The 23,872-nt window shown below is 69.0% G+C and carries 19 protein-coding genes; 8 read left to right on the top strand and 11 right to left on the bottom strand.

Translation table 11 applies throughout. The features are described 5' to 3' along the window. Nucleotides 1-410: 410 nt before the first annotated feature. From rho to argS, 6 genes are all read right to left on the bottom strand, one after another. The gene (gene rho / locus AB0J95_RS26720) at nt 411-2,435 is read right to left on the bottom strand and encodes a transcription termination factor Rho (protein ID WP_364763226.1); all 2,025 of its coding nucleotides are present in this window, start codon (nt 2,433-2,435) and stop codon (nt 411-413) included. A 361-nt stretch (nt 2,436-2,796) separates the two neighbouring features. Beyond that, nucleotides 2,797-3,669 (bottom strand): homoserine kinase, encoded by an 873-nt coding sequence (gene thrB / locus AB0J95_RS26725; protein WP_364763229.1) that lies wholly within the window; start codon nt 3,667-3,669, stop codon nt 2,797-2,799. Beyond that, nucleotides 3,666-4,736, bottom strand: coding sequence for a threonine synthase (gene thrC, locus AB0J95_RS26730; RefSeq protein ID WP_364763231.1), 1,071 nt, complete (start codon nt 4,734-4,736; stop codon nt 3,666-3,668). Before thrC ends, thrB begins: the two co-directional genes overlap by 4 nt. Further along, nucleotides 4,736-6,013: a homoserine dehydrogenase gene (locus tag AB0J95_RS26735; RefSeq protein ID WP_364763234.1), complete on the bottom strand. Its 1,278-nt coding sequence runs from the start codon at nt 6,011-6,013 to the stop codon at nt 4,736-4,738. Before AB0J95_RS26735 ends, thrC begins: the two co-directional genes overlap by 1 nt. Further along, nucleotides 6,014-7,447, bottom strand: a complete 1,434-nt coding sequence (lysA, locus tag AB0J95_RS26740; RefSeq protein ID WP_364763237.1) for a diaminopimelate decarboxylase — start codon at nt 7,445-7,447, stop codon at nt 6,014-6,016. Nucleotides 7,448-7,450: 3 nt separating this feature from the next. Further along, nucleotides 7,451-9,112: an arginine--tRNA ligase gene (argS, locus tag AB0J95_RS26745; protein WP_364763240.1), complete on the bottom strand. Its 1,662-nt coding sequence runs from the start codon at nt 9,110-9,112 to the stop codon at nt 7,451-7,453. Nucleotides 9,113-9,190: 78 nt separating this feature from the next. Between argS and AB0J95_RS26750 the strand changes: the two genes are divergently transcribed. The 3 genes from AB0J95_RS26750 to AB0J95_RS26760 all read left to right on the top strand — a co-directional run bounded on the left by AB0J95_RS26750 (nt 9,191) and on the right by AB0J95_RS26760 (nt 11,659). Continuing rightward, nucleotides 9,191-9,907: a DUF3105 domain-containing protein gene (locus tag AB0J95_RS26750; protein ID WP_364763243.1), complete on the top strand. Its 717-nt coding sequence runs from the start codon at nt 9,191-9,193 to the stop codon at nt 9,905-9,907. 94 nt (nt 9,908-10,001) lie between these two features. Further along, a complete protein-coding gene (locus tag AB0J95_RS26755) occupies nt 10,002-10,928 on the top strand; it encodes a DUF3105 domain-containing protein (protein ID WP_364763246.1) in 927 nt (308 codons plus the stop codon). Next, on the top strand, nt 10,925-11,659 hold the full coding sequence (locus AB0J95_RS26760; protein ID WP_364763248.1) for a DUF305 domain-containing protein: 735 nt from the start codon (nt 10,925-10,927) through the stop codon (nt 11,657-11,659). The genes AB0J95_RS26755 and AB0J95_RS26760 overlap by 4 nt, the downstream gene beginning before the upstream one ends. A gap of 237 nt (nt 11,660-11,896) precedes the next feature. On the opposite strand, the gene AB0J95_RS26765 is transcribed toward AB0J95_RS26760, so the two are convergent. Beyond that, the gene (locus AB0J95_RS26765) at nt 11,897-12,520 is read right to left on the bottom strand and encodes a TetR/AcrR family transcriptional regulator (RefSeq protein WP_364763251.1); all 624 of its coding nucleotides are present in this window, start codon (nt 12,518-12,520) and stop codon (nt 11,897-11,899) included. 19 nt (nt 12,521-12,539) lie between these two features. On the opposite strand from AB0J95_RS26765, the gene AB0J95_RS26770 reads away from it, so the two are divergent. Further along, the gene (locus AB0J95_RS26770; protein ID WP_364763254.1) at nt 12,540-12,872 is read left to right on the top strand and encodes an ester cyclase; all 333 of its coding nucleotides are present in this window, start codon (nt 12,540-12,542) and stop codon (nt 12,870-12,872) included. On the opposite strand, the gene AB0J95_RS26775 is transcribed toward AB0J95_RS26770, so the two are convergent. After that, nucleotides 12,869-13,972, bottom strand: coding sequence for an AIR synthase-related protein (locus AB0J95_RS26775; protein WP_364763257.1), 1,104 nt, complete (start codon nt 13,970-13,972; stop codon nt 12,869-12,871). The two genes, AB0J95_RS26770 and AB0J95_RS26775, sit on opposite strands and share 4 nt — an antisense overlap. A gap of 136 nt (nt 13,973-14,108) precedes the next feature. Further along, complete coding sequence (locus AB0J95_RS26780) at nt 14,109-15,134, bottom strand: helix-turn-helix domain-containing protein (RefSeq protein ID WP_364763260.1); 1,026 nt, start codon at nt 15,132-15,134, stop codon at nt 14,109-14,111. Nucleotides 15,135-15,278: 144 nt separating this feature from the next. On the opposite strand from AB0J95_RS26780, the gene AB0J95_RS26785 reads away from it, so the two are divergent. From AB0J95_RS26785 to AB0J95_RS26795, 3 genes are all read left to right on the top strand, one after another. Beyond that, nucleotides 15,279-15,575 (top strand): antibiotic biosynthesis monooxygenase, encoded by a 297-nt coding sequence (locus AB0J95_RS26785; protein WP_364763263.1) that lies wholly within the window; start codon nt 15,279-15,281, stop codon nt 15,573-15,575. A 191-nt stretch (nt 15,576-15,766) separates the two neighbouring features. Continuing rightward, complete coding sequence (locus tag AB0J95_RS26790; protein ID WP_364763266.1) at nt 15,767-17,266, top strand: tachylectin-related carbohydrate-binding protein; 1,500 nt, start codon at nt 15,767-15,769, stop codon at nt 17,264-17,266. A 91-nt stretch (nt 17,267-17,357) separates the two neighbouring features. Further along, nucleotides 17,358-19,373 carry a trypsin-like serine protease gene (locus tag AB0J95_RS26795; protein ID WP_364763269.1) on the top strand — a complete coding sequence of 672 codons (2,016 nt, stop codon included), beginning with the start codon at nt 17,358-17,360 and terminating at the stop codon, nt 19,371-19,373. A gap of 94 nt (nt 19,374-19,467) precedes the next feature. On the opposite strand, the gene AB0J95_RS26800 is transcribed toward AB0J95_RS26795, so the two are convergent. After that, on the bottom strand, nt 19,468-19,830 hold the full coding sequence (locus tag AB0J95_RS26800) for a hypothetical protein (RefSeq protein WP_364763272.1): 363 nt from the start codon (nt 19,828-19,830) through the stop codon (nt 19,468-19,470). Nucleotides 19,831-19,942: 112 nt separating this feature from the next. On the opposite strand from AB0J95_RS26800, the gene AB0J95_RS26805 reads away from it, so the two are divergent. After that, nucleotides 19,943-22,207 (top strand): N,N-dimethylformamidase beta subunit family domain-containing protein, encoded by a 2,265-nt coding sequence (locus AB0J95_RS26805; protein WP_364763275.1) that lies wholly within the window; start codon nt 19,943-19,945, stop codon nt 22,205-22,207. Here AB0J95_RS26805 and AB0J95_RS26810 read toward each other — a convergent pair. Beyond that, nucleotides 22,201-23,817, bottom strand: coding sequence for a DUF3558 family protein (locus tag AB0J95_RS26810; RefSeq protein ID WP_364763278.1), 1,617 nt, complete (start codon nt 23,815-23,817; stop codon nt 22,201-22,203). The genes AB0J95_RS26805 and AB0J95_RS26810 overlap by 7 nt on opposite strands. Between the last annotated feature and the right edge of the window lie 55 nt (nt 23,818-23,872).

Below are 23,872 nucleotides of genomic sequence, written 5' to 3' on the forward strand. Positions count from 1 at the left end.
TCCCTCGACTCGACCGGGTAGAGATCCGCCCGGGGCGCACCGGAGTGACTCGGACTCCGCTAGGGGCGGGTGTGAGGGGAGAGGGTGGGAGGCAGCTTCACCGCGGCGAACTTCAGTTTCGCCGATGAGCCGATCGTAATTGAGGGCATTCGGGAGCACGGCTGCATCCGAAGGGAGCCCAACGGGGTTAGGCGGCGCCTTTCCGGGGCCGCGCCTGGTGCGCACCCATGTACCCATCGCGGCGCCCAGTAGGCACGCACGCGGTTCGATGTTGTGCGGGGTGGCGGCAAACCGGCAGACCCCCCTTGTTCCACGTGGATAGAGCCTGCGGGCTATGTGGGTGGATATGCGAACCGCCCCCGATCCGGTGGGGATCGGGGGCGGTTCGGCTACCGGGTGTGGCTCGGACTTCAGTCGTCGCCGGTGCCGGGGGTGGTTTTGGCGACCTGCATGAGGAACTCGATGTTCGTGCGGGTCTTGCGGAGGCGGTCGAGCAGCAGCTCGATCGCGGCCTGGGGCTCGAGGGCGTGCAGGACGCGACGCAGCTTGTGCGTGACGGCCAGCTCGTCGGGCGACAGGAGCAGGTCCTCCTTGCGGGTCGAGGACTGGTCGACGTCCACGGCAGGGAAGGTGCGCTTGTCGGCGATCTTGCGGTCGAGCTTGAGCTCCGCGTTGCCGGTGCCCTTGAACTCCTCGAAGATCACGCTGTCACCGGCGGAGCCGGTCTCGACCAGCGCGGTCGCGAAGATGGTCAGCGAGCCACCGTTCTCGATGTTCCGCGCCGCACCCAGGAAACGCTTGGGTGGGTACAACGCGGTCGAGTCGACACCACCGGACAGGATGCGGCCGGAGGCGGGCGCGGCGAGGTTGTACGCACGGCCCAGGCGGGTGACCGAGTCGAGCAGCACGACGACGTCGGTGCCCATCTCGACCAGGCGCTTGGCCCGCTCGATGGCCAGCTCGGCCAGCATGGTGTGGTCCGCAGGCGGACGGTCGAACGTGGCGGCGATGACCTCACCGTCCACCGACCGCTGCATGTCGGTGACCTCTTCCGGCCGCTCGTCCACCAGCACCACCATCAGGTAGCACTCGGGGTTGTTCTTGGCGATCGCGTTGGCGATCTGCTGCAGAACGGTGGTCTTACCGGCCTTCGGCGGCGACACGATCAGCGCACGCTGGCCCTTGCCGACCGGCATCACCAGGTCGATCACGCGGGTCGACAGGATGTGCGGCTCGGTCTCCAGGCGCAGTCGCTCGTTCGGGTACAACGGCGTCAGCTTGGTGAACTCCGGCCGGTTGCGGGCCTGCTCGGGGTCCATCCCGTTGACGGTCTCGACCCGCACCAGCGGGTTGAACTTCTGCCGCTGCTGCTCGCCCTCACGCGGCTGGCGGACCAGACCGGTCAGCGCGTCACCGCGGCGCAGGCCGTAGCGGCGCACGAGCGAAAGCGAGACGTACACGTCGTTCGGGCCGGCCAGGTAGCCGGAGGTGCGCACGAACGCGTAGTTCTCCAGTACGTCCAGCACACCCGCGACGGGCAGCAGGACGTCGTCCTCGCGGACCTCGGTGTCGCCCCCGCCGCCACCGGTGGTCCCGTCACGCCCACGGCGGCGACGATCCCGGAACCGGCGGCCGCGACGGCCACCGCGCTCGTCGTCGTCATCGTCGTCCGGGCCGTTGTTGCCCTGGTTCTGGTTCTGCTGCTGACCGCGGCCCTGCTGCCGGTCACCCCGGTCGGCACGGTCCCCGCGGTCGGCACGCTCGCCCCGGTCGGAACGGTCACCGCGCTCATTGCGGTCGCCCCGGTCCGAACGGTCCGAACGGTCACTGCGGTCAGAACGCTCACCGCGGTCGCCGCGGTCGTTGTTGCGCTCACGGTCGCCGCGACCCTGACGGCGGTCCCCCTGCGAACGCTCCGGGCGCTCGGCACGCTCCTCGCGGGCCTGCGGCTCCGGCTTCACCTCGGCCTTCACTTCCTCGGCCTTCGGCTCCGCCTTGGTCTCGACGACGGCGGCGGCTTCGGGGCTGCCCGCGGGGCGGCCGGCGCGACGGCGGCGGGGGCGGCTCTGGGCCGGCTCCTCCTCGGCGGCGGCGGGTTTCTCCGCGGCCGCGGCCTTCTTCTCGATGGCCGGCTTGGGCTCCCTGGCGGCGGACCTGGGCGGCTTGGCGGCCGGCAGGTCGGTGAGCGGCAGCGTGTCGGCGGTCCCTCCGCCGGACCCGCCCTGCCGCTCCTTGATCGCAGCGATCAGGTCTCCTTTGCGCATCCCGGTCGTGCCGGTGATGCCGAGCTGGCCGGCCAACTCGCGCAGCTCCGCCAGCACCATGCCGGACAGCCCTGCACGGCGGCGCGGGGCACCGCCGTTGGAGCCGGCGACCTGGGACTTGTCGGGAGTGCCCGCAGCCGTATCGCTGCTCAACAGATCGGTGTTGCTCACTAATGTCCTTCCTGACCGGTCCCCGCCTCCTACGCGGACCAGCGGACCGCCGCCCGACGGAACGCGGAACGGCTTGTCTCTCCGCCCTCGGCGAACTCTCGTCACCACGCCGGCCACGGTCTGGACCAGACGCAGAACTTGGTCGCCAATACGGAGCATCGGTCACCACGGCTGTCGGGAAACCTGGGGCCGTCGACCTCGGTATGGAACCTAGCCGACATCCCTACGGCAGATGCGACCCAGGAAAAGATTTCCCCGGGAACGACACCGGGCGCCCGTGCGCGCGGTGACTGAACGCCCCCGAGGGTAGACGCCGCCGCTTCAACGTGCAACAACCACCCCCCGGCGCGTCGCGATCGGCTCAGATCGCGCTGACCTGCACTCCCTCGCGGTCTACCGGCAGCTCACGGACGTCGAACCCGGTCAGGTCCACCCCTTGGGGCAGCTTCCCGTCCTGGGTGAGCACGATCACTGTCGGTCCCGCTCCGGAGATCGCGGCGGCGGCGCCCTGCTCGCGCAGTGCCCGCACGGCCCGCAAACTCGCAGGCCAGGCCGCTTCCCGGTACTCCTGGTGGAGCCGGTCGGCGGTGCCCGGCAGCAGCAGGTCCGGCCGGAGGGTGATGGCCTGGACGGCCAGCGCGGTGCGCGCGGCCGCGAACGCCGCGTCCGCGTGCGGAACACGATCGGGCAACAATTGCCTGGTCACGTGGGTTGACGAGGATTCACCCGGAATGAGCAACAAGGGCCGGACATCCGGGTGGGGGTCCAGCCGCAACGCGCGGTAGCGCTCACCCTCGGTCCACGTCACGACAAGCCCGCCAAGGAGGCTGGCGGCGGCGTTGTCGGCATGGCCTTCGAACTCTGCAGCAAGCTGCAACGCGCGGTCGTCGGTTTCCATTCCCGCCAGGCCGTATGCGGCCGCGACCCCGGCGACCACCCCGGCGGCGGACGAGCCGAGCCCGCGCGCGTGCGGGATCGCGTTGCGGCAGGCCAATTCGAGCCCGGGCAGCGGGAAACCGATGGCCTCGCAAGCGGTCCGGATGGCTCGTGCCACGAGGTGCCCCTCGTCGCACGGAACGTCCCCGGCGCCCGCACCGGCCACCGTGATCTTGAGCCCGTCGTCGATGACACGGGCCTCGACTTCGTCGTACAGGCCCAAAGCCATGCCCAGCGTGTCGAAACCCGAGCCCAGGTTGGCGGTCGAAGCGGGAACTTTCACCCGAACGGATGTCATCGCAGCTCCAGCGCGCCGGCCACCGCGCCGGCGTCCACCGGGATCGGCTCAACCTCGTGCATTTCCAACAAAGCCGTGTCCGGGTCCTTCAGGCCGTGGCCTGTGACGGTGCACACCACGAGCGAGCCGCGCGGCAGCCGGCCGTCGTCCGCGGACGCCAGCAGGCCGGCCACGCTCGCCGCGGACGCGGGCTCGACGAACACGCCCTCACGGCCCGCGAGCAGGCGGTACGCGGCCAGGATCTGCTCGTCGGTGACCGCGTCGATCAGGCCGCCGGAGGCGTCGCGCGCCTTGATGGCGCCCGTCCAGGACGCTGGGCTGCCGATCCGGATGGCGGTCGCGATGGTCTCCGGGTCCGCCACCGGCGCCCCGTGCACCAGCGGCGCCGCCCCGGCCGCCTGGAAGCCGAACATCCTTGGCGTGGCAGGGACAACGGCGTCCTCGGCGTACTGGCGGTAGCCCAGCCAGTAGGCGGTGATGTTGCCCGCGTTGCCAACCGGCAGGCAGTGCACGTCGGGAGCGCGGCCGAGCGCGTCGCAGATCTCGAACGCGGCGGACTTCTGTCCTTCCAGGCGGACCGGGTTGACCGAGTTGACGAGCGCGACCGGGTGGTCGGCGGCGGTCTTGCGGGCGAGCTCGAGGCAGTCGTCGAAGTTGCCGTCCACCTGGAGGATGCGCGCGCCGTGCACGACCGCCTGGGCCAGCTTGCCGAGCGCGATCTTGCCCCGTGGCACCAGAACCGCGCACGTCAGGCCCGCTCGGGCGGCGTACGCGGCGGCCGACGCGGAGGTGTTCCCGGTCGACGCGCAGATGACCGCCTTGGCGCCTTCGGCCAGCGCGTACGTCATCGCGACCGTCATGCCGCGGTCCTTGAACGAGCCCGTCGGGTTCGCGCCCTCGACCTTGAGCAGCACGCGGCTGCCGGTCAGCTCGGACAGGTGCGGCGCCTCGACCAGCGGCGTGCCGCCCTCGCCGAGGGTGATGATCCTCGCGCCGGGCGGCACGGCGATCCGGTCCGGGTAGGCCTGCACGATCCCCGGCCAAGACCGCGCGATCGACGTCGTCATCAGGACTCCTCGCCCTCTACACGCATCACGCTCACGACCTCGCGCACGGCCGGGAGGCCGGCGACTTTGTCTACTGTGGACCGCAGGGCCGCGTCCGGCGCGGCATGCGTGACGATGACGAGGCTGGCGTCCTCGACCCGCCCCTCCTGGCGCACGGCGGCGATGCTCACGTCGTGCTCGGCGAACACGGCGGCGACGCTGGCCAGCACACCGGCCTTGTCCGCCACGTCCAGGCTCAGGTGGTAGCGCGTGGAGACCTCGGAGATCGGGCGCACCGGCAGGTCCGCGTACGCCGACTCGCGCGGCCCGCGGCCACCGGCGACCCGGTTGCGCGCCACGGTGACGAGGTCGCCGAGGACGGCACTCGCGGTCGGCGCGCCGCCGGCGCCCTGGCCGTAGAACATCAGCTGCCCGGCCGACTCCGCCTCGACGAACACCGCGTTGAACGCCCCGCCGACGCTCGCCAGCGGGTGGCTGCGCGGGATCATCGCCGGGTGCACGCGCACGGTGACGGCGTCGTCGACGCGTTCGCAGATGGCCAGCAGCTTGATCGTGCGGCCCAAAGTCCGCGCCGCGGCGATGTCCGCGGCGGTCACCGCGGAAATGCCTTCCCGGTAAACGTCTCCGGCCGTCACACGGGTGTGGAACGCGATGGAGGCAAGGATCGCGGCCTTCGAAGCGGCGTCGTAGCCGTCGACGTCCGCGGTCGGGTCGGCCTCCGCGTACCCGAGGCGGCTCGCCTCCTCCAGCGTCTCGCCGTAGCCGGCGCCCGTCTCGTCCATCGCGGACAGGATGAAGTTGGTGGTGCCGTTGACGATTCCCATCACGCGGGTGATGTGGTCACCGGCCATCGACTCGCGCAGCGGCCGGATCAACGGGATCGCCCCGGCGACGGCGGCCTCGAAGTAGAGGTCCGCGCCGGACTCGTCGGCCGCCGCGAACAGCTCACCGGCGTTCTCGGCCAGCAGCACCTTGTTCGCCGACACCACGGACTTCCCCGCCCGCAAGGCATCCAGCAGCAACGTGCGCACCGGCTCGATGCCGCCGATCACCTCGACGACAACGTCCACATCGGACGCGACGAGCGCGGCGGCGTCCGCGGTCAGCAGCTCTTTGGGCACGTCCCGGTGCCGGTCGGGGCGGCGCACCGCGATCCCGGCCAGCTCGATCGGGGCGCCGATCCGCGCGGTCAGGTCGTCGGCCTGTTCGTCGAGCAGCCGGACCACCTGGCCGCCGACGGTCCCACAGCCCAGCAGCGCGACCGTGATCGGTTTCACTCAGACCTCCAGCGCGAACAGGTCGTCGACGGTCTCCCGGCGCAGCAGCAGCCGCGCCTGCCCGTCGCGCACGGCCACCACGGCCGGGCGCGGCAGGCGGTTGTAGCCGCTGGCCATCGCGTAGCAGTACGCGCCGGTGGCGGCCACCGAGATCAGGTCGCCGGGCGCGATGTTCGACGGCAGCCAGCAGTCGCGCACGATCACATCGCCTGCCTCGCAATGCTTTCCGACCACCCGGCTGAGCGTCGCCTGCGTGTCGCCCGCGCCCTCGTCGCTCGCACGCGACACCAGGCGGGCGTCGTACACCGCGTCGTACAGGGCGGTGCGGATGTTGTCGCTCATGCCGCCGTCGACGCTCACGTACCGGCGAGCCGAACCCGCGCCGAGCGTGATGTCCTTGATGGTGCCCACTTCGTAGACCGTGACGGTGCCAGGACCGACGATCGCGCGGCCCGGTTCGACGGCAATGCGAGGCACCGCAAGGTCTTCGTGCTCGCACTCCTTGGTCACGATGGTGCGCAGCTGCTCGGCCAGCCACGAAGGCGGCGGCGGGTCGTCCTGGGGCGTGTACGCGATGCCGAGGCCGCCACCGAGGTCCACAGTGGACAGATCGGCCAGCCCCTCGGCGCCGTGCTCGTCGCGCAGCTCGGCCAGCAGCTTGATCACGCGGTGCGCGGCGACCTCGAAGCCGTCCACGTCGAAGATCTGCGAGCCGATGTGGCTGTGCAGGCCGACCAGCCTGATGTTGCCGGACTTCAGCGTGCGCCGGACCGCCTCGGCGGCGTCGCCCGAGGCCAGCGAGAAGCCGAACTTCTGGTCCTCGTGCGCGGTGGCGATGAACTCGTGGGTGTGCGCCTCGACGCCGACCGTCACGCGGATCAGCACGGGCTGGATCACGTCGTTCTCCCGGGCGACCTGGTCCAGCCGGGCGATCTCGAAGAACGAGTCGACCACGATCGCACCGACCCCGGCCTGCACCGCGGCGGTCAGCTCGGCGACGGACTTGTTGTTGCCGTGCAACGTGATCCGCTCCGGCGGGAAGCCCGCGCGCAACGCGATGGCCAGCTCGCCGCCGCTGCACACGTCCAGGCTCAGCCCCTCCTCGGCGACCCACTTGGCGATCTCCACGCACAGGAACGCCTTGGACGCGTAGTGCACGAGGGACGGGTCGCCGAACGCACGGGCGTGCTCGCGGCAGCGGGACCGGAAGTCGTCCTCGTCCATCACGAACAGCGGCGTGCCGTACGCCTCGGCCAGCTCCCGCACGTCGACACCGGCCAGCCGGACGGCGCCGTCCTCGCCGCGGGCGGCGTTGCGCGGCCAGACCGCCTCGGGCAGCTCATCCAGCTCGGCGACGCCTGCCGGGCGCGGGCCGGCCGTGTTGGCCGGCAGCAGGACGTCCGCGTGCCGCGGTCCAGCGGGGTGGGCTCTCACTTCTCACATCCGTTCAGGGGCCGAGACGCCGAGCATCTCCAGGCCGTTCACCAGGACCTGCCGCACCGCCAGGGCCAGCCGCAGCCGGGCCAGGTGCACCGGGGCGACCTCCTCGTCGCCCCGCGGCAGGATGCGCAGGTTCTCCTCGTCGTCGTACCACTTGTGCAGCGCGCCGGCCAGCTCCTCCAGGTAGCGGGCGACCCGATGCGGTTCACGCAGTTCGGCGGCCGTGGTGACGACCTTGGGGAACTCGCCGAGGGTCCGGATCACGGTTCCCTCGCGCTCGTGCGTCAACAACCCTAGATCGGCCCCGGCCGGATCCATGGTGAATTTCGTGGAGTTCTCCACCACTCGGCAGATGCGCGCGTGCGCGTACTGCACGTAGAACACGGGGTTCGCGCGCACCCGCTGGGCCAGCAGGTCCAGGTCGACCTCAAGGGTGGCATCCACCGATGACCGGATCAGCGCGTACCGGGCAGCGTCCACGCCGACCGCCTCGACCAGGTCCTCCATGGTCACGACCGTCCCGGCGCGCTTGCTCATCCGCACCGGTTTGCCGTCCTTGACCAGGCTCACCAGCTGCCCCAGCAGCACCTCGACCGTGTTCGGGTCGTCGCCCAGAGCCGCGGCGGCGGCCTTCACCCGGGCGGTGTAGCCGTGGTGGTCGGCGCCCAGCATGTAGATGCACAGGTCGGCGCCGCGGGCCCGCTTGTCCTCGAAGTAGGCGATGTCACCGGCGATGTACGCGGGCTGACCGTCGCTCTTGATGACGACACGGTCCTTGTCGTCGCCGTAGTCGGTCGACCGCAGCCACCACGCGCCGTCCTTCAGGTACAGGTGGCCGGACTCCTTGAGCTGCTCCACCACGCGGGTGACCGCGCCCGAGGTGTGCAGCGAGTCCTCGTGGAAGAACACGTCGAAGTCGGTGCCGAAGTCGTGCAGCGAGGCCTTGATCTGGTCGAACATCAGGCCGACGCCGATCCGGCGGAACGTCTCGTCGCGTTCGGCCGGGGGCAGCGACAACGCGTCGGGTTCGCGCTTGAGGACCTCGGCGCCGATGTCGGCGATGTACGCGCCCGCGTAGCCGTTCTCCGGGGCGGGCTCGCCCTGCACGGCGGCGATCAGCGACTGGACGAACCGGTCGATCTGCGCGCCCGCGTCGTTGAAGTAGTACTCGCGGGTGACCTGGGCGCCGCGCGCTGCGAGCACCCGGCCCAGCGCGTCGCCGACCGCCGCCCACCGGGTGCCGCCGATGTGGATCGGGCCGGTCGGGTTGGCCGAGACGAACTCCAGGTTGATGTGCTTGCCGCCGAGCTCGGTGCCGTGGCCGTAGCCCGCACCGGCGGTCTCGACGTCCACGACGATGCCGCCCTGTGCGGCCGCGGCCAGCCGGACGTTGAGGAAGCCCGGGCCCGCGACCTGCGCCTCGTCGATCTGGTCGCTGGCGCTCAACGCCTGCGCGAGCCAGGTCGCCAGGTCCCTCGGCGCGACCCCGACCCGCTTGCCGACCTGCAGCGCGAGGTTGGTCGCGTAGTCGCCGTGCTCCGGGTTTCTCGGTCGCTCCACGGTCACGGATTCCGGCAGCACGGTACTGTCGAGTCCTCGGTCTGCGAGGACCTCGACTGCAGTGGCACGAACAAGGCTGGCCAGCGCGGCGGGGTTCACTCCGCGAAGTCTAGGTAGAACCCCTCGACCTGGACGAACCGGCTCGTGATGTCAACGTGACGAAAGGGTGTCTGCAGCGTGCGTACCCCCCGGATCCTGCTAGGCGCGGCCGTCCTGCTGCTCGCCGCCTGCGGGACCACGACCCAGGGCCAGCCCACCGCCGCCTCGTCCGCCGCTTCCTCGTCCGCCGCACCGAAGACCGGCACGTCGACGTCGTCATCCGCGAAGCCCCAGGACCTGGCGGCGTTCAAGCCGAGCGAGACCAACCAGGACCCGTCGAAGAAGATCAAGGACATCGAGATCAAGGCGTACGCCACCGGCCTGCACATCCAGGCGCCGCAGCGGGTGGCCTACGACCAGTCGCCGCCGTTCGGCGGAGCGCACGACGCGGTCTGGGCCGCGTGCAGCGGTGTGGTCTACACCAAACCGGTCCGCAACGAGAACATGGTGCACACCCTGGAGCACGGCTCGGTGTGGATCGCCTACAACCCCGGCCAGGTCACCGGCGAGGCCCTGGCGAACCTGGCCAAGAAGGTCAAGGGCGAGCCGTACATGGTCATGTCGCCCTACCCGGACCTGGACAAAGCGGTCTCGCTGCAGTCATGGGGCCACCGGCTGAAGCTCGACGACCCGGCCGACCCCCGGGTGGACCAGTTCATCGTGGCCCTGCGCACCAACGAGTACCAGTACCCGGAACCGGGCGCGATGTGCGATTCGCCCACCTTCGACCCGGACAACCCGCCACCATTCGACCCGTCGCCCGCACCTGCGGGTTCCACACCGGTCGGCAGTTGACAGCAAGCAGACACCTGGTCCCTACACTGTCCACCGGGCGCGATCCAAGGCGGTAGTGGGTCACGAAGTAACGGAAACGAGGTCCGAGAGCGGCATGGCCAGCGGCACGAAGAGCACGAACGCCGGGAAGTCCGGTGGCAAGCCGACCGGCAGGTCCGGTGGCTCCAAGGGGAAGAGCAGCAAGAGCCTCAAAGCCGCGAGGTCGGCCGCAGCGGTGAAGAAGCCGAAGCCGTGGGGCACGATCGGCATCATCGTGGCCCTCGTCGCGCTGGCCGGTGTGGTCTTCGGGTACGCGTACATCAAGATCGCCGACGCCAACGCGTGGAAGCCGACCGAGTCCAACCAGGACCCGTCGGACGACATCCCGGGCATCGTGAAGGTCAAGTACGACCAGGGCATCCACGTCACCGCGACCCAGCGCGTGGCCTACGACCAGTCGCCGCCGTTCGGCGGCCCGCACGACGGGGTCTGGGCCAGCTGCGAGGGCATGGTGTACCCGAACCCGGTGCGCTCCGAGAACATGGTGCACATGCTCGAGCACGGTGCGGTCTGGGTGACCTACAACCCGGACAAGGTCAAGGGCGCCGACCTGGACGTGCTGAAGGGCAAGGTCCAGGGCCAGGACTTCATCGCCATGTCGCCGTACCCCAACCTGGACCACCCGCTGTCGCTGCAGTCCTGGGGCCACCAGCTCAAGCTGGACAACGTGAACGACGAGCGCGTGGACGAGTTCATCAAGTCCCTGCGCCGCAACACCTACCAGTTCCCCGAGCCGGACGCGCGGTGTGACACCCAGGACGGGTTCGACCCGAACAACCCGCCGAAGTTCGACTCCAGCCCGCTGCCCGCGGACGCGGTGAAGATGGACGGCACCGGCGCCACCAAGGCGCAGATGCAGAACGGCCAGGAGGCCCCGCCGTCGGCGCCCGCTTCCGCCCCGGCCTCGGCTCCGGCATCGGCCCCCGCCACCGGGCAGGCCCCGGCTTCCGGCCAGGCGCCCGCGACCCAGCCGAGCCAGTGACCACCGACGTGACCTCCCCCGAGGAGCTGGCCGAAGAGGATGACACCCCGCCGCCCAGCCGGCAGCGGGTCATCATCTTCTCGGCCGCGGCCCTGGCCATCCTGCTGGTCGGGGCGGCGATCGGGATGCTGGTCACGCTCGCCACGTCGAACTCCACCAGCGTCCCCGGCGCCGACTCCGTCGACGTCGGGTTCGCGCAGGACATGACCACCCACCACCTCCAGGCGATCTCGATGGCGGCCTGGACCCGTGACCACACCACCGACGCGGCCGTCAAAACCCTCGCCTTCGACATCGAGGGCACCCAGACGGGCCAGGTAGGCAGGTTCGCGGGCTACCTGGAGCTGTGGGGCCAGCCGGACACCCGCCCACCGGACCGCCAGGCGATGAGCTGGATGGCCACAGCGGGCTCCGGAGGCGCGCACAACCACGGCGGCACGGAAAACCACCCGGGCATGCAACCGGGCGAGCTCATGCCCGGCATGGCCACCCAGGAGGAGCTGGCGAAACTGCGCAAGCTCACCGGCAAGGACCTCGACGTCTACTTCCTCCAGCTGATGATCCGCCACCACACCGGCGGCCTGTCGATGGCCCAGTACGGCCGCGACCACGCAGCAGAGGCAGCCGTCCGCAACCTCGCCAAAACGATCGTCGTGGGCCAAACCGCCGAGGTCCAGTACATGACAACCCTCCTCACCGAACGCGGCGGCCAACCCCTCCCCGCCAACTGACTCCCCAAAAAAAGGACCACCCAAAACCCCGGGCCAAACGGCCTGGGGTTTTTCTTTGTGAAGCAAAGCCGGCTCTCCTGCCGCGGGCCGCTGACGGGACCCATGTCAAACCGAACCGCGCCCCAGCCACAAAAGCCACCCTGACCAGCGTCAAAGCCGACCTGACCACACGGAAGCCCGGCTGACCAGCACCGAAGTCGGCCCTAGCCCGCGCCCAGGCCAGAAAGCCAGCCGCCCTCAAACCAACAAAGAATCCGCCAAAGCCCCAGCCAACCACCCCTCAAACCGCTCCCACCCCCACCCACACCCACTGACGAACCCATCCACAACCTGCGGAGAAGTCAAATTCCAGACAATATCCGCGGCAACCCCAGCCTCAACCGCCAACCCAAACCGCTCCCCAACATGCCGAACCAAATTCTCGGCCCCCACCCGCCGCTCCCGATCAGTGACCGCCACAAAAGCCACCAAATCCGGATCTCCAGTCGCGGCCTGTCCATGCAGCACAACCTGCAACTTCAGCACCCGCTCCCCCAAAGCCCGCGCCATCCGCGCATACAACGCCAAACACTCCCGCCCCGACGAAGCCGCCAGCATGGCCTGCACCACCTCCCGCCGCGCGATCGGCACGGGCTCGTCATCCCCGGCGACAGTCACGTCATAAGCCGCCTTGAGCAGCGCAGCCTTGTTCCCCACGACGTTGTACACCGTCTGCACACTCACCCCCGCCGCCTTAGCCACCTCAGCGAGCTTCGTGCCGAGATAGCCGTTGCTAGTGAACAACTCCACGGCCGCCGCCAAGATCCGGCGCCGCGCAACGGCGGTCTGCTCCGCACGCAGATCCATCGAGTACCGAGCCACGACCCTCCTTGACAGTTCGTTGGAACCAACTCCAACCGGGTTCGCCTTGGAGGTCCACGAGGTCGTCGCCGAGGACGACCTCGTGGTACTGCACGCCACCATGACCGGCCGGCAGACCGGCACGTTCGTCACCTATGACCCGGAAGGCCTTCCCGCACAAGCGTTTCCGGCCACCGGGAGGACGTTCGCCACCATGCGGACGCACTGGGTCCGCCTGCGGGACGGCCAGATCGTCGACCACCGGGCCAACCGGGACGACCAAGGCATGGCGATCCAGCTGGGCTGGATCCCGCCCAGCCTCGGCTACCTGATCAAAATGGGCCGTGCGCTAAGGAAAGCCCGCAAGAGCTAGCTGACCGCGAACTCCTCGCCCTTGTACTCGATCCCGAGCGAGGGCACCGAAACCGAACGGTCGCCGGCCACCACTTCCCCGGCGACGAAGGCGTCGTAACCGTTCTGCTGCGCGATTTCCACGGTCTGGTCGGCGTCGTCCGCCGCGACCACGGCGACGTAGCCGAAGCCCATGTTGAGCGTCGCGTAGGACGCCGCGGGCTGCATCCCGGTCTGCTGGGCCAGGAAGTCCAGCACCTCCGGCACCTCGGGCACGCGCTCGATGACGTAGCGCACGTTCGTGTTCGCGCGCATCATCTTCAGCAACCCGTGCCCGGTGATCGGGTTCAGGAAGCGGGGGTGGACCGAGGAGTCCAGCACACCCCGCACAAATGCGGGATACAGCACGGACGGGTCCAGCAGAGCCGCGCCGAAGTCCCGCCCGCTGGGCAGTTTGGTCCGCAGCCCGGCGGGCAGCTCGGCGGCGACGCGACGGGCCAGCGAGGAGCCGTTGGTGTGCAGGCCGGAGCTGGGCAGTACGACGATCCGGTCGCCGGGCTCGATCCGGTCGCCGAACACCGGCTCGCGGCCCTCGGGAACGAGGGCCAGCGCGTTGCCGCCCAGCTCGATCCCGGCGCCGGTGAGCATGCCCGGCAGCGCGGGCGACTCGCCGCCGCCCCAGGCCGCCCCGGACTGCTCACAGGCCCGCTGCCAGCCTTCCAGCAGGGCCATGGACTTGCGCTCGTCGACGTACCAGTTCGCGTCGCCGGTGGCGAAATAGGCGGTCACGACCACCGGGTTCGCCCCGACCGAGATGACATCGTTGACAATGGCTGCCACCGCGTCGATGGCCACATCGGCGAACCGGCTCTCGCCGGTCAGCTCCAGGTAGTCCTCGGCGATGACCGACTTGGTGCCCAGGCCCTCGGTGACCGTCGCCAGCGTCAGGCCGCCGAGCTTGAGCACATACGCCGTCGCCCCGCGGGAACCGGGGAACTCGGTCGCGCCATGGGCGGCCAGCAGCGGGCTCGTGGCGGCCGCGCGCTGCACGGCACTGCGCTTGACTTGATCCAAAATGGAATAGTCCACGCCCGCGCGCTGGTATTCGTCCAAGTTCGACACTGCGATTGCACCTCATCGGAACGGTCGGTGGCCTCTGCGGGTTCACCTTAGCCGGGGTCGCGCGCGACACCATCCGGCCGAACGTCCGGTCATGCACGGATGTGCACCAGATCACTCTATCCGGCAGGCGAAACGATCAGTCGTTCAGATGAATGTCACCCGCCGCAACGGCTTTGGCGAACGCGCCGATCACCGGGTCCGCGGCGGCTGCCAGCGTTTCCGCGTCAGGAAAGGCATGTGTCAGGCCGTGACCCAGACCCGGCCGGGCCGGGCCATGCGCCCGAACGAGTTCGCCCATCCGGGCCCGGGTGTCACCGCCGTCCCGCCGGAGCAGATCGGCCACGCCCGCCTCGAACGGCGCCCATGCGCGCGGTGCCGTGCCGTCCAGGCCGAGCATCAGCCGGACCCGGTCGACCACGTGGATCAGACCCTCCCAATACGGCAGATGTGCTTGCAGCAGAAGGTGATCTGAGCCGCCGTCGCGGATCTCCAGCAGCCCCGGCCCGCCGTCGAGGGTGATGGTCCGGCGGTAGACGCCGTCCTCGACCGACTCGACACCCGGAATCGCCCGCGTGGCAAGGGTTTTCACCGCCTGCGGCCAGTCATAGCCGGACACGTGGGGCAGGCGCATCGTCAGGCCGCCGTCGGCCACCAGCCGGTCGGCCTTCCGGCGGCGCTGCCGCAGCAGCTGCGGCGAATCGCGGAACACCTCCTGCATGGCCCGGTTGAACTGGCGCAGGCTGCCGAACCCGGACGCGAACGCGATGTCGGCGATGGTCAGGTCGGTGTCGTCGAGCAGCCGGCGGGCGAAGTGCGCGCGGCGCGAACGGGCCAGCTGGTCGGGCGTAAGTCCCAGGTGCTCATGGAAAAGCCGGCGCAGGTGCCGGGCGGACAGGCCCAGCCGGGCGCCGAGATCGGCCTCGCTGCCGATGTCCAGCTCTCCGGCGATGATCAGCTGCACGGCCTGGCAGACGAGTTCCGGTGCGTCCCAAGGCAGATCGCCGGCGATCCGGTACGGCCGGCAGCGCAGGCAGGCCCGGAACCCGGCGGCCTCCGCGGCCGCGGCGAGCTCGAAGGTCCGCACGTTCTCCGCGTTCGGTCGTGCCCCACAGCCCGGCCGGCAGTAGATACCGGTCGTGATCACCGCCGAGAACGTCGTCATGCCAACAGTTTCGCGCACGACACGGCGCCGCACTGGCCGGATCCGGACGTGGCCGTGTGTCCGGATCTGACCAGACACCCGGGTCACCTGGGCCCGAAGCTGGTGACCCACAAGATCCAAAGTTCGAGAAAGGCGGGATTCCCCGTGCTCATCAAAGTTTTCCCGATCGGCCTGAAGCCGGGCACGCAGGCCGCGGCCGAGCGGATCGTCGAGAAGTTCACCCCGCGGGGTCCCCAGCAGGAAGCCGGCACGCTGTCGTTCCGCGTCTACCGCGACCCGGCCAAGGCCGACTACCTGCTGTTCGTCGAGCACTTCGCCGACCAGGCCGCGTACGACGCGCACACCTCCTCGGCCGCCTACGACGAGCTGATCCGCGGCGAGTTCGGCGCGCTGATCGCCGAGTGGAACGAGATCGACCACGAACTGTTCGTGAGCGCCTGACCACGCAGGGGCACCGGTGTTTCGCACCCGGTGCCCCAGTCGTCCGGTTCGGCTACGACGAAGGGCGGGATAGACGGGAGCTGTCACGGTGTTGCACTATGGGGCCGCCGAAGAGGCCTAACTGGGGGGTATCAATGCGGCGATCGACGCCGTCTGCCGTCATGCGAACATCGCTTGGAGCAGCCGTTGCCGTGGCTGCGAGCCTGGTTTCCGTGGGGGTGGCGCAGGCGATCTCGGGCGGGACGACCGTGCCGGTGGGGACCTATCCGTTCGTCGCGCGGATCGACCTGGGCAGCAAGGCGTGCTCGGGCGTGCTGGTCGACCCGTCCTGGGTGCTGACCTCGGCGCAGTGCCTCTCACCTGGGGAATCGGGGGCGCCGGAGCTGGCCGCCACGGTCGCGGTGGGCGACGTGAACGTGGGCAGCGGCGCCGGGCATGTCACCAAGGTCACAAAGGTCGTCCGGCGGACCGACCGGGGCGTGGTCCTGGCCAAGCTGGCGGCCGCCGCCACTGGCGTGCAGCAGATCGCGATCAGCGGCGCCGCGCCGACCGCCGGGGAGACCCTGCAGGTGGCCGGGTTCGGCCGGACCAAGACCGACTGGGTGCCGGACCGGCCGCAGGTCGCCCCGTTCACGGTGACGTCGGTCACCGGCTCCGCGGTGGCCATGACCTCGGCAGATGGCGTCGACACCTGCAAGGGTGACGCGGGTGGCCCGGCGTTCCGCGTGGTCAACGGCCAGGCTCAGCTGGTCGCGTTGAACGACCGCTCCTGGCAGCACGGCTGCCTGGACAGCGCCGAGACCCGCCAGGGCAGCACCGAGGTCCGCGTGGACGACCTCGGCGACTGGGTGCGCAAGCAGGTCGTGCCGAACGCGGCGGTGTGCCCGGGCGGCGCGGTGATCTGGACCGTCCGCCCGGACGGCGGGCTTTTCCGTTACGTCCACCACACTCCGCTCGACGCCGGGCTGAGCTGGACCACGCCGTCCAGCGCGGTCGGCGCCGGCTGGCGCGGCCGCATGCTGGCCGGCACCGGCGGTGTGGTCTGGGACTTCCACCGCAACAACGGTTCCGGCGACCCGTACCCGGACGGCGCGCTCAAGCGCTGGGTCTGGAACGGCAGCAGCTGGTCCGGTGGCCAGCAGGTCGGCAGCGGCTGGAGCCGCTACCTCACAGCGGAGTTCAAAAACCGCGTCACGATCGACGAGAAGGGCCGCATCTTCGCCATCAACGACACCGGCGAACTGCGGGTGTACCTCTGGAACGAGACCACGAACTCGTGGGTGAACGGTGTCGGCGAGGTGCTGGACACCGGCTGGGGCAAGTTCGACTCGATCACCGCGGCGGGCGATGGCGTGCTGTACGCGCGGCAGCCCAACGGAAACCTGTACCGATTCAAGTACGACTTCGGTGCCAAAGCCTGGACGCAGCGCAACAAGCCGGCCGGTGTGGGCTGGCAGATGTTCTCGGAGATCTTCTCGCCGGGCGCGGACATCCTCTACGGCCGCGGTTCGCACGGCGCCAACCCGTGGGACGGCTCGCAGGGCCCGATCCTGCGCTGGTACCGGCACTTCGACAACACCGACACCTGGGCCCCGGCGGGCCCGGACGGCAGCGGCAAGGCCGTGGGGTCGGGCTGGAACACCGAGATCCACGTCTCGGCGCAGCCGAACTCCTGCACGCTGGTGCCGTAGCACTTTCATAGGCGTCGCGATCTGGCCGGTGGTGGCAACCGGCCGGATCGCGTCTGTGTGTTCACATTTCCATTTCTCATGGGGGTTATGTATGTCCACAAAGCTCAGATCGGCGACGCTGTTCGCCGTGCTGACGACCGCGACGCTGGTCGTGGGCACCTCCGCCGAGGCGATCACCGGGGGTACCCCGGCCGCCGACGGCGCCTACACGTTCCTGGCCAAAGTGGACGTTGGCACCGCTCGCAGCTGCAGCGGTGCATTGGTCGACCCGAACTGGGTGCTGACCGCCAAGTCGTGCTTCCCGGAGAACCCGCAGGGCGGCGCACCCGCGGTGGCCACGACCGCGACGGTCGGCCGTGCGGTCAAGGTCGTGAACCTGGTCCCCCAAGCCGACCGGAACCTGGTGCTGGCCCGGCTGGAGACTGCGGTCACCGACGTTCAGCCGGTGGCGCTGGGCACCACCGCACCGGCCGCCGGGGACTCGGTGCGCATCGCCGGGTTCGGCCGCACCGCAACGGAATGGGTGCCCAGCAAGCCGCACACCGCCGTGACTTCGGTCACCTCGGTCGCCGCCACAACGCTGGGCCTGCAGTCCCAGTCCGGTGGCGTGACCACCTGCAAGGGTGACTCGGGCGGGCCTGCTCTGCGTGAGGCCAACGGTTCGGTTTCCTTGGTGGGCGTGCACTCCGCGTCGTGGATGAAGGGCTGCTTCGGCGAGACCGAGACCCGCGACGGTGCCACCGAGTCCCGTGTGGACAACATCGTTTCGTCCCTGCAGAGCCAGATGCTCGCGTTGACCGCCAAGGCCGCCCCGCAGCACGCGATCAACCTTTCCTGGCTGCCGGTGTCCTCTTTGGGCAGTGCCTCCTACAAGGTCTACGGGTCGCAGACGCCCGAGGTTCCGCTGACCCAGGCGGCCTTGCTGGGCACGGTGACCACGCCGTCGTTCACCCACGCCGGACTCCCGGCGCAGCAGACCTGGTACTACCGCGTGGTTCCGGTCAGCTCCACCGGCCAGAACCAGCCCGCCTCGGGCACCGCCACCGCGAAGACCGCCCTGCCGATGGTGGCGGACTTCAACGGTGACAAGAAGGGCGACGTCGCCGCGTTCTACGACTACGGCAACGCCAACACCTCGCTGTTCGCCTCCACCGGAACGCCCGAGAACGCGTTCGGGATGAAGCAGCAGTGGAACAGCGGCCCGGGCAACTGGGAAGCGTGGCGGTCGAAGTTCGTCAGCGGTGACTTCAACGGCGACGGCCGGACCGACATCGCCGGGTTCTACTACTACGGCAACGGCTTCACCCGGATCTTCACCTGGACCGCCAAGGCCGAGGGCGGTTTCGCGACGGCAATGGTGTGGGAGAGCGGCAACGGCAACTGGGAGAACGACCGGGCGAAGTTCGTCTCCGCTGACTTCAACGGCGATGGCCTCACCGACATCGGCGCGTTCTACGACTACAGCAACGCCCGCACCGCCCTGTGGGTGTTCCAGTCCAAGGGTGACGGTACGTTCACCCTGTCGATGAAGTGGGACAGCGGCAACGGCAACTGGGAGGCCTGGCGCTCCCGCTTCGTCACCGGCGACTTCAACGGCGACGGCCGCGATGACATCAACGGCTTCTACAACTACGGCGGCGGCCTGACCCGCATCTTCTACTGGAACGCCAACGCCGACGGCAGCTTCGCCAGCGGCCTGCGCTGGGACAGCGGCGCGGGCAACTGGGAGAACGACAGCGCGAAGATCGTCACCGGCGACTTCAACAACGACGGCCGCACCGACATCGGCGCGTTCTACGACTACGGCAGCGCCATCACCAAGCTGTGGGTGTTCCAGTCCAAACCGGACAATGGCGTGGACCTCTCGGTGAAGTGGGACAGCGGCCCCGGCAACTGGGAAGCCTGGCGCTCCCGCTTCGTCGCCACCGACTTCAACGGCGACGGCTTCACCGACATCGGCGGCTTCTACGACTACGGCGGCGGCCTCACCCGCCTGTTCTACTGGAACGGCACCGCCACCGGCTTCAACAGCGGCCTGAAGTGGGACAGCGGGAACGGCAACTGGGAGATGGGCCGGACCACCCTGGTCCGCCCGTACCACGAATGATCCAGTGAGACAGGAAAGGGCCCGGTTCCGTGGAACCGGGCCCTTTCGTTGCTACCTGACGGCCGCTTCGGCGACGTCGACGTACTCCTCCGTCTCACCGGACTTGATCCCGGTGGCGGTGGTCGTATACGCCGTCAATGTTCCGGACGGGCGTGGCGTATGTAGGCCGCATGAGTGCGACGGTCGGCGGGAACAAGGCGCCGACCCCGTTGGGCTCAACGGTGAACTCACCGGGAACGCCAACCCCGCCGGTGCCGGGGAAGCTGTCCTTGTAGTCCTTTGAGGACACCACCGGCGCCGCACCGGGAGCGGTGCGGTCGACATCGAACCTGCAGATATCGCTCCACGGACCGGTGTCATAGATGTACGACCACGAACCGCTGACGACCGTCGCATAACCGATCGCCGCGGCCGGGATCGCGGTCGCCACGAGCACGGCCCCGGACGCCGTGACCATGTTTCCTGGACACTCCGCAAGACGAGCCGGGCATCAGCCATTTGGACCTCGGGACTGGGCCGGGTGGCTGGTAGCGTGAAACGGCTGGGGACGGACTCATAAGGGGGTTTTCGTGCCTCGGAAAGCGTTGGGCTGGATGCTTCCGGTGGTGTTGGTGGCGGGGTTCGCCGTGGGGGCGGAGGCGGAAGAGGCGTGTGTCAACAAGGTGGTGTGTGAGAACCGGTTGGTGGGGTCGCCGGGGTGGATGGCGCAGTCGGTCGACGATTCGGTGGTCGGGTATACCGATGACATCAGTTATTCGCCCGGGGATGTGGTGACGTTCAAGGTGCGGACGGATGCGCCTGCCTACCAGATCGATATCTACCGGTTGGGGTACTACGGCGGGGTCGGGGCGCGGTGGGTCGGGGCGGTGAGCCGGTCGACGCCGCAGACACAACCTCCCTGTGTGGCAACGGATCCAACGGGGTTGGTGGACTGCGGGAATTGGGCGCCTTCGGTGAGTTACCAGGTGCCGGACACCGCGGTCTCCGGGATTTACTACGCCGTTCTGAAACGCGCGGACACCCAACGGCAGAACGAGATCGTGTTCGTGGTCCGCGATGACGGCGGCCGCTCGGATGTCCTGTTCCAGACCTCGGATGCGACCTGGCAGGCGTACAACACGTTCGGCAAGAACAGTCTCTACACCGGGTCCGGTCCCGGAAATGGCGGATCGGCGTTCAAGGTCAGCTACAACCGCCCGATTCTGGCCCGGAACTCGGACAACTTCGTGTTCAACGCCGAGTACCCGATGGTCCGGTTCATGGAACGCAACGGCTTCGACGTCAGCTACACGACGGATGTGGACACCGCTCGGCGTGGCGGACTCCTGAAGCAGCACAAAGTGTTCATGCCGGTCGGTCACGACGAGTACTGGTCGAACGAGCAACGGGTGAACGTCGAAGCGGCCCGCGACGCCGGAGTCAACCTGGCGTTCCTCACCGGCAACGAGATCTTCTGGAAGACCCGTTGGGAGAACGACTGGCGGACATTGGTGTCCTACAAGGAGACCAAGACCGGTCAGACCGACCCGACGCCGATCTGGACCGGTTCATGGCGCGACCCCCGCCGCAGCCCACCGAAGGACGGCGGTCGCCCGGAGAACGCCCTGCTGGGCCAGCTCTTCACGGTCACCGGCGTGCGCAACGACGAGCTCACTGTGCCCGCCGAGTACGGCAAGATGCGTCTCTGGCGGAACACGAACATCGGCCAGGGCTTCAAGTTCCAGCCCGGCACGCTCGGCTTCGAATGGGACTCCGTGGAGGACAACGGGTTCCAGCCGCCGGGAGTCGCCCGCCTGTCCCGCACGACCGTGCCGATGACCGGCAACTACGTCCTCAGGAACAATGGCGACGACTACGGCCCCGGCACGAAGACCCACGCCCTCACGCTGTACAAAAGCCCCAGCGGCGCCCTGGTCTTCGCGGCGGGCACGGTCCAGTGGTCCTGGGGCCTCGACGACCAGCACCTGCGAGCGACCGGAACCCCGACCTCGGACATCCGAATCCAGCAGGCCACCGTGAACCTACTGGCAGACATGGGCGTCCACGGTCAGCTGATCCCAGACCTGACAGACCCCACCAGCAGCATGGACATCGAACCGCCAACCACGACGTTCACGTCACCGACCACCCCCACCGTCGGAACCTCCTACACCATCGAGGGAACGGTCACCGACACAGCGGGACAGCCTGCGGGGGTTGAAGTCTCGACGGACGGCAGCACCTGGCACCCGGCCGACTGGGAACCCGGCGCCTCCACCTGGCGTTACACCTTCACCCCAGCCAAGTCCGGCGACATCGAAGTCAAAGTCCGTGCGGTAGATGACTCGGCGAACCTCAGCGCTCCGCAAAGCCAAGCCCTGGCAGTGGCCACGAGACCGTGTCCGTGTGGGATCCTGGCCGGAACCCCGGCGACTGCCGACGTCAACGACCCGACCGTGCTCGAACTCGGCATCCGCTTCCAGTCCGAAAAGGACGGACAAGTCCAGGGCATCAGGTTTTACAAGGGCAAGGGCAACACCGGCCAGCACAACGGAACACTGTGGACAGCCGACGGCCGCCAGCTGGCGACCGGTGCCTTCACGAACGAAACACCCGAAGGCTGGCAGACCATGACCTTCGACCGTCCGGTAGCGGTCACCGCGGGCACCCAGTATGTGGCCTCGTACCACACGAACACCGGACACTACGCGGCCGATCCGGGCTATTTCGCCACACCGCAGGGCATCGAACCGCTCAACGGCCTCACCGGCCTGTTCCGGGTCGGTTCGACCGCCTTCCCGGATCGCACCTACCAGAACACCAACTACTGGGTCGACGTCGTGTTCGGCTACTGAAGGTACTTCTGGAAGATCTCGGTGAGGATCGGCTCGATCAGCGCCGCGCGGGACACGTCCGCGGGAGCGTCCGACCCCGCGCCGCGCGGCCTGGTCAGCCGGACCCCGCCGACGAGGTGGCCGGGCTGGTTGACGTCCTTGCCCAGGGCCACATAGGTGTCGTACTCGATGGCGAACTTCGGGTCGCCGCTCTCGAACGCGATCCCCGGGTGCCCGGCGACGGTGACCTCGCGGCGGTTCTTGCCGGACTTGCCGTAGTCACCGGCCCGGAACCTGGTGCTCAGCGTCATCTCGATCAGCGCCGAATGATCGGGCAGCACGAAGAAGCAGTGTTCCCCGTAGACGACCGGCTGCGCCTCGGCGCCGAACTTCTGCCGCACGGGGTCTTCGGCCATGGCGCACGAGATGGCCGGGTCGTCGTCGGCCGCCTGGGCCAGCTTGTCCTTGGGCGGCAACTGCGAGACGGCGTGGGCCGGGATGCAGCCCTGGTAGTTCGGGTTGAAGTCGACGCACGCACCGATCGCCCCGGTGTCCGGCTCGTCCTGCTTGAGCAGCAAGGGACGTTGCGGTTTGTCCGCGGGCGGCTGTCCACCGGCCGCCGCGAGGACCTTCGTGATGATCGACTCGCCCTTGGCACAGTCGCTGACCCGCAACGAGATCACGGTGTGGGTGAGGTCCGGATTGGACTGCCCGGACGGGCCCATGCTCCACTGCATGTCACAGGTGCTGCCGGACTGGTTGACCAGCACCTGGTGGCCGCCGATCGGTTTGGGCTGCCCCTTGAGCGTGGCCGGGTCCTTCGAGTAGTCGAAGCCCATGATCACCGGCGTCTCGTACTTCGTTGTGCCAGTGGGTTTCGGCGCCGTGGACGTCCCCGATGCCGCCCGGGTGTCCTGAGAACTGGCGCAGTTGTCGATGCCGTCATCGCCCGTGCTGCTCGGGTCGAACTTCCGGCCGGCGGCTTCGTCGCCGAATCCCGCTGCCAGCAAGGCACAAGCGTCCCAGGCGGCCAGCGGCCGTTTCGCCGGGTCGACGCGCACCGAGTCCGGGTTGGCCAGCTTTTCCAGTGCGGCCACGGCGAACGCCTTCGCCTGCGCGCAAGTGTCTTTCTGCGTACCATATGCGGCCTGCGCTTGCACCCGGATCGCCCGCACGAACGACACCGGGATGCTGACCTGGCAGCGGCCCCCTGGCTTGTCGGGGTCCGAGGTGTAGACGTAGGTCCTGGTGTTCCCGATCATGGTCGGCACCTCGACGAACCGTTCGACCGGCCCGCTCAGGGTGCCGACGGTCACGGTCAGCTCATCGCTGTCGAACTGCTTGCCCGCCAACAGCTGGCAGAAATGCGGCCCCAACGCGAACGGCTGCCCATTGGCGGGATAACCCACCCCCGCGCCCGCCTGCGGCGAGATCAACGCACACGCGTCCAGCTCCCGCAACGCCGCGGTGACCGCCTTGCCGTCCCGGTCCGGTGGCCCTTTCGGCATGTCCTGCGGTCCCTTGGGCTTCGCCGAAGTGGCCCCCGAGACCGAGATCGGTGTGCCTTGTACAGTCGTACTACATCCTGCCAACGCAAGCAGAACAGCGACGACCGCGAGCCGGACCCCCATGATCTTTCCCCCCTTGAGCAGGACAGACGCCGTTACGAATCGTGGCGAACCTTGG

Origin of the sequence: Actinocrispum sp. NPDC049592 (genome assembly GCF_040675465.1) — a bacterium.
In the GTDB taxonomy this organism is placed as follows: domain Bacteria; phylum Actinomycetota; class Actinomycetes; order Mycobacteriales; family Pseudonocardiaceae; genus Kibdelosporangium.

Coding starts and splice junctions, on each gene's coding strand:
- thrB (WP_364763229.1), bottom strand. CDS start 3,669: ATGACATCCGTTCGGGTGAAAGTTCCCGCTTCGACCGCCAACCTGGGC.
- thrC (WP_364763231.1), bottom strand. CDS start 4,736: ATGACGACGTCGATCGCGCGGTCTTGGCCGGGGATCGTGCAGGCCTAC.
- AB0J95_RS26755 (WP_364763246.1), top strand. CDS start 10,002: ATGGCCAGCGGCACGAAGAGCACGAACGCCGGGAAGTCCGGTGGCAAG.
- AB0J95_RS26780 (WP_364763260.1), bottom strand. CDS start 15,134: ATGACGACGTTCTCGGCGGTGATCACGACCGGTATCTACTGCCGGCCG.
- AB0J95_RS26795 (WP_364763269.1), top strand. CDS start 17,358: ATGTCCACAAAGCTCAGATCGGCGACGCTGTTCGCCGTGCTGACGACC.
- AB0J95_RS26800 (WP_364763272.1), bottom strand. CDS start 19,830: ATGGTCACGGCGTCCGGGGCCGTGCTCGTGGCGACCGCGATCCCGGCC.
- AB0J95_RS26810 (WP_364763278.1), bottom strand. CDS start 23,817: ATGGGGGTCCGGCTCGCGGTCGTCGCTGTTCTGCTTGCGTTGGCAGGA.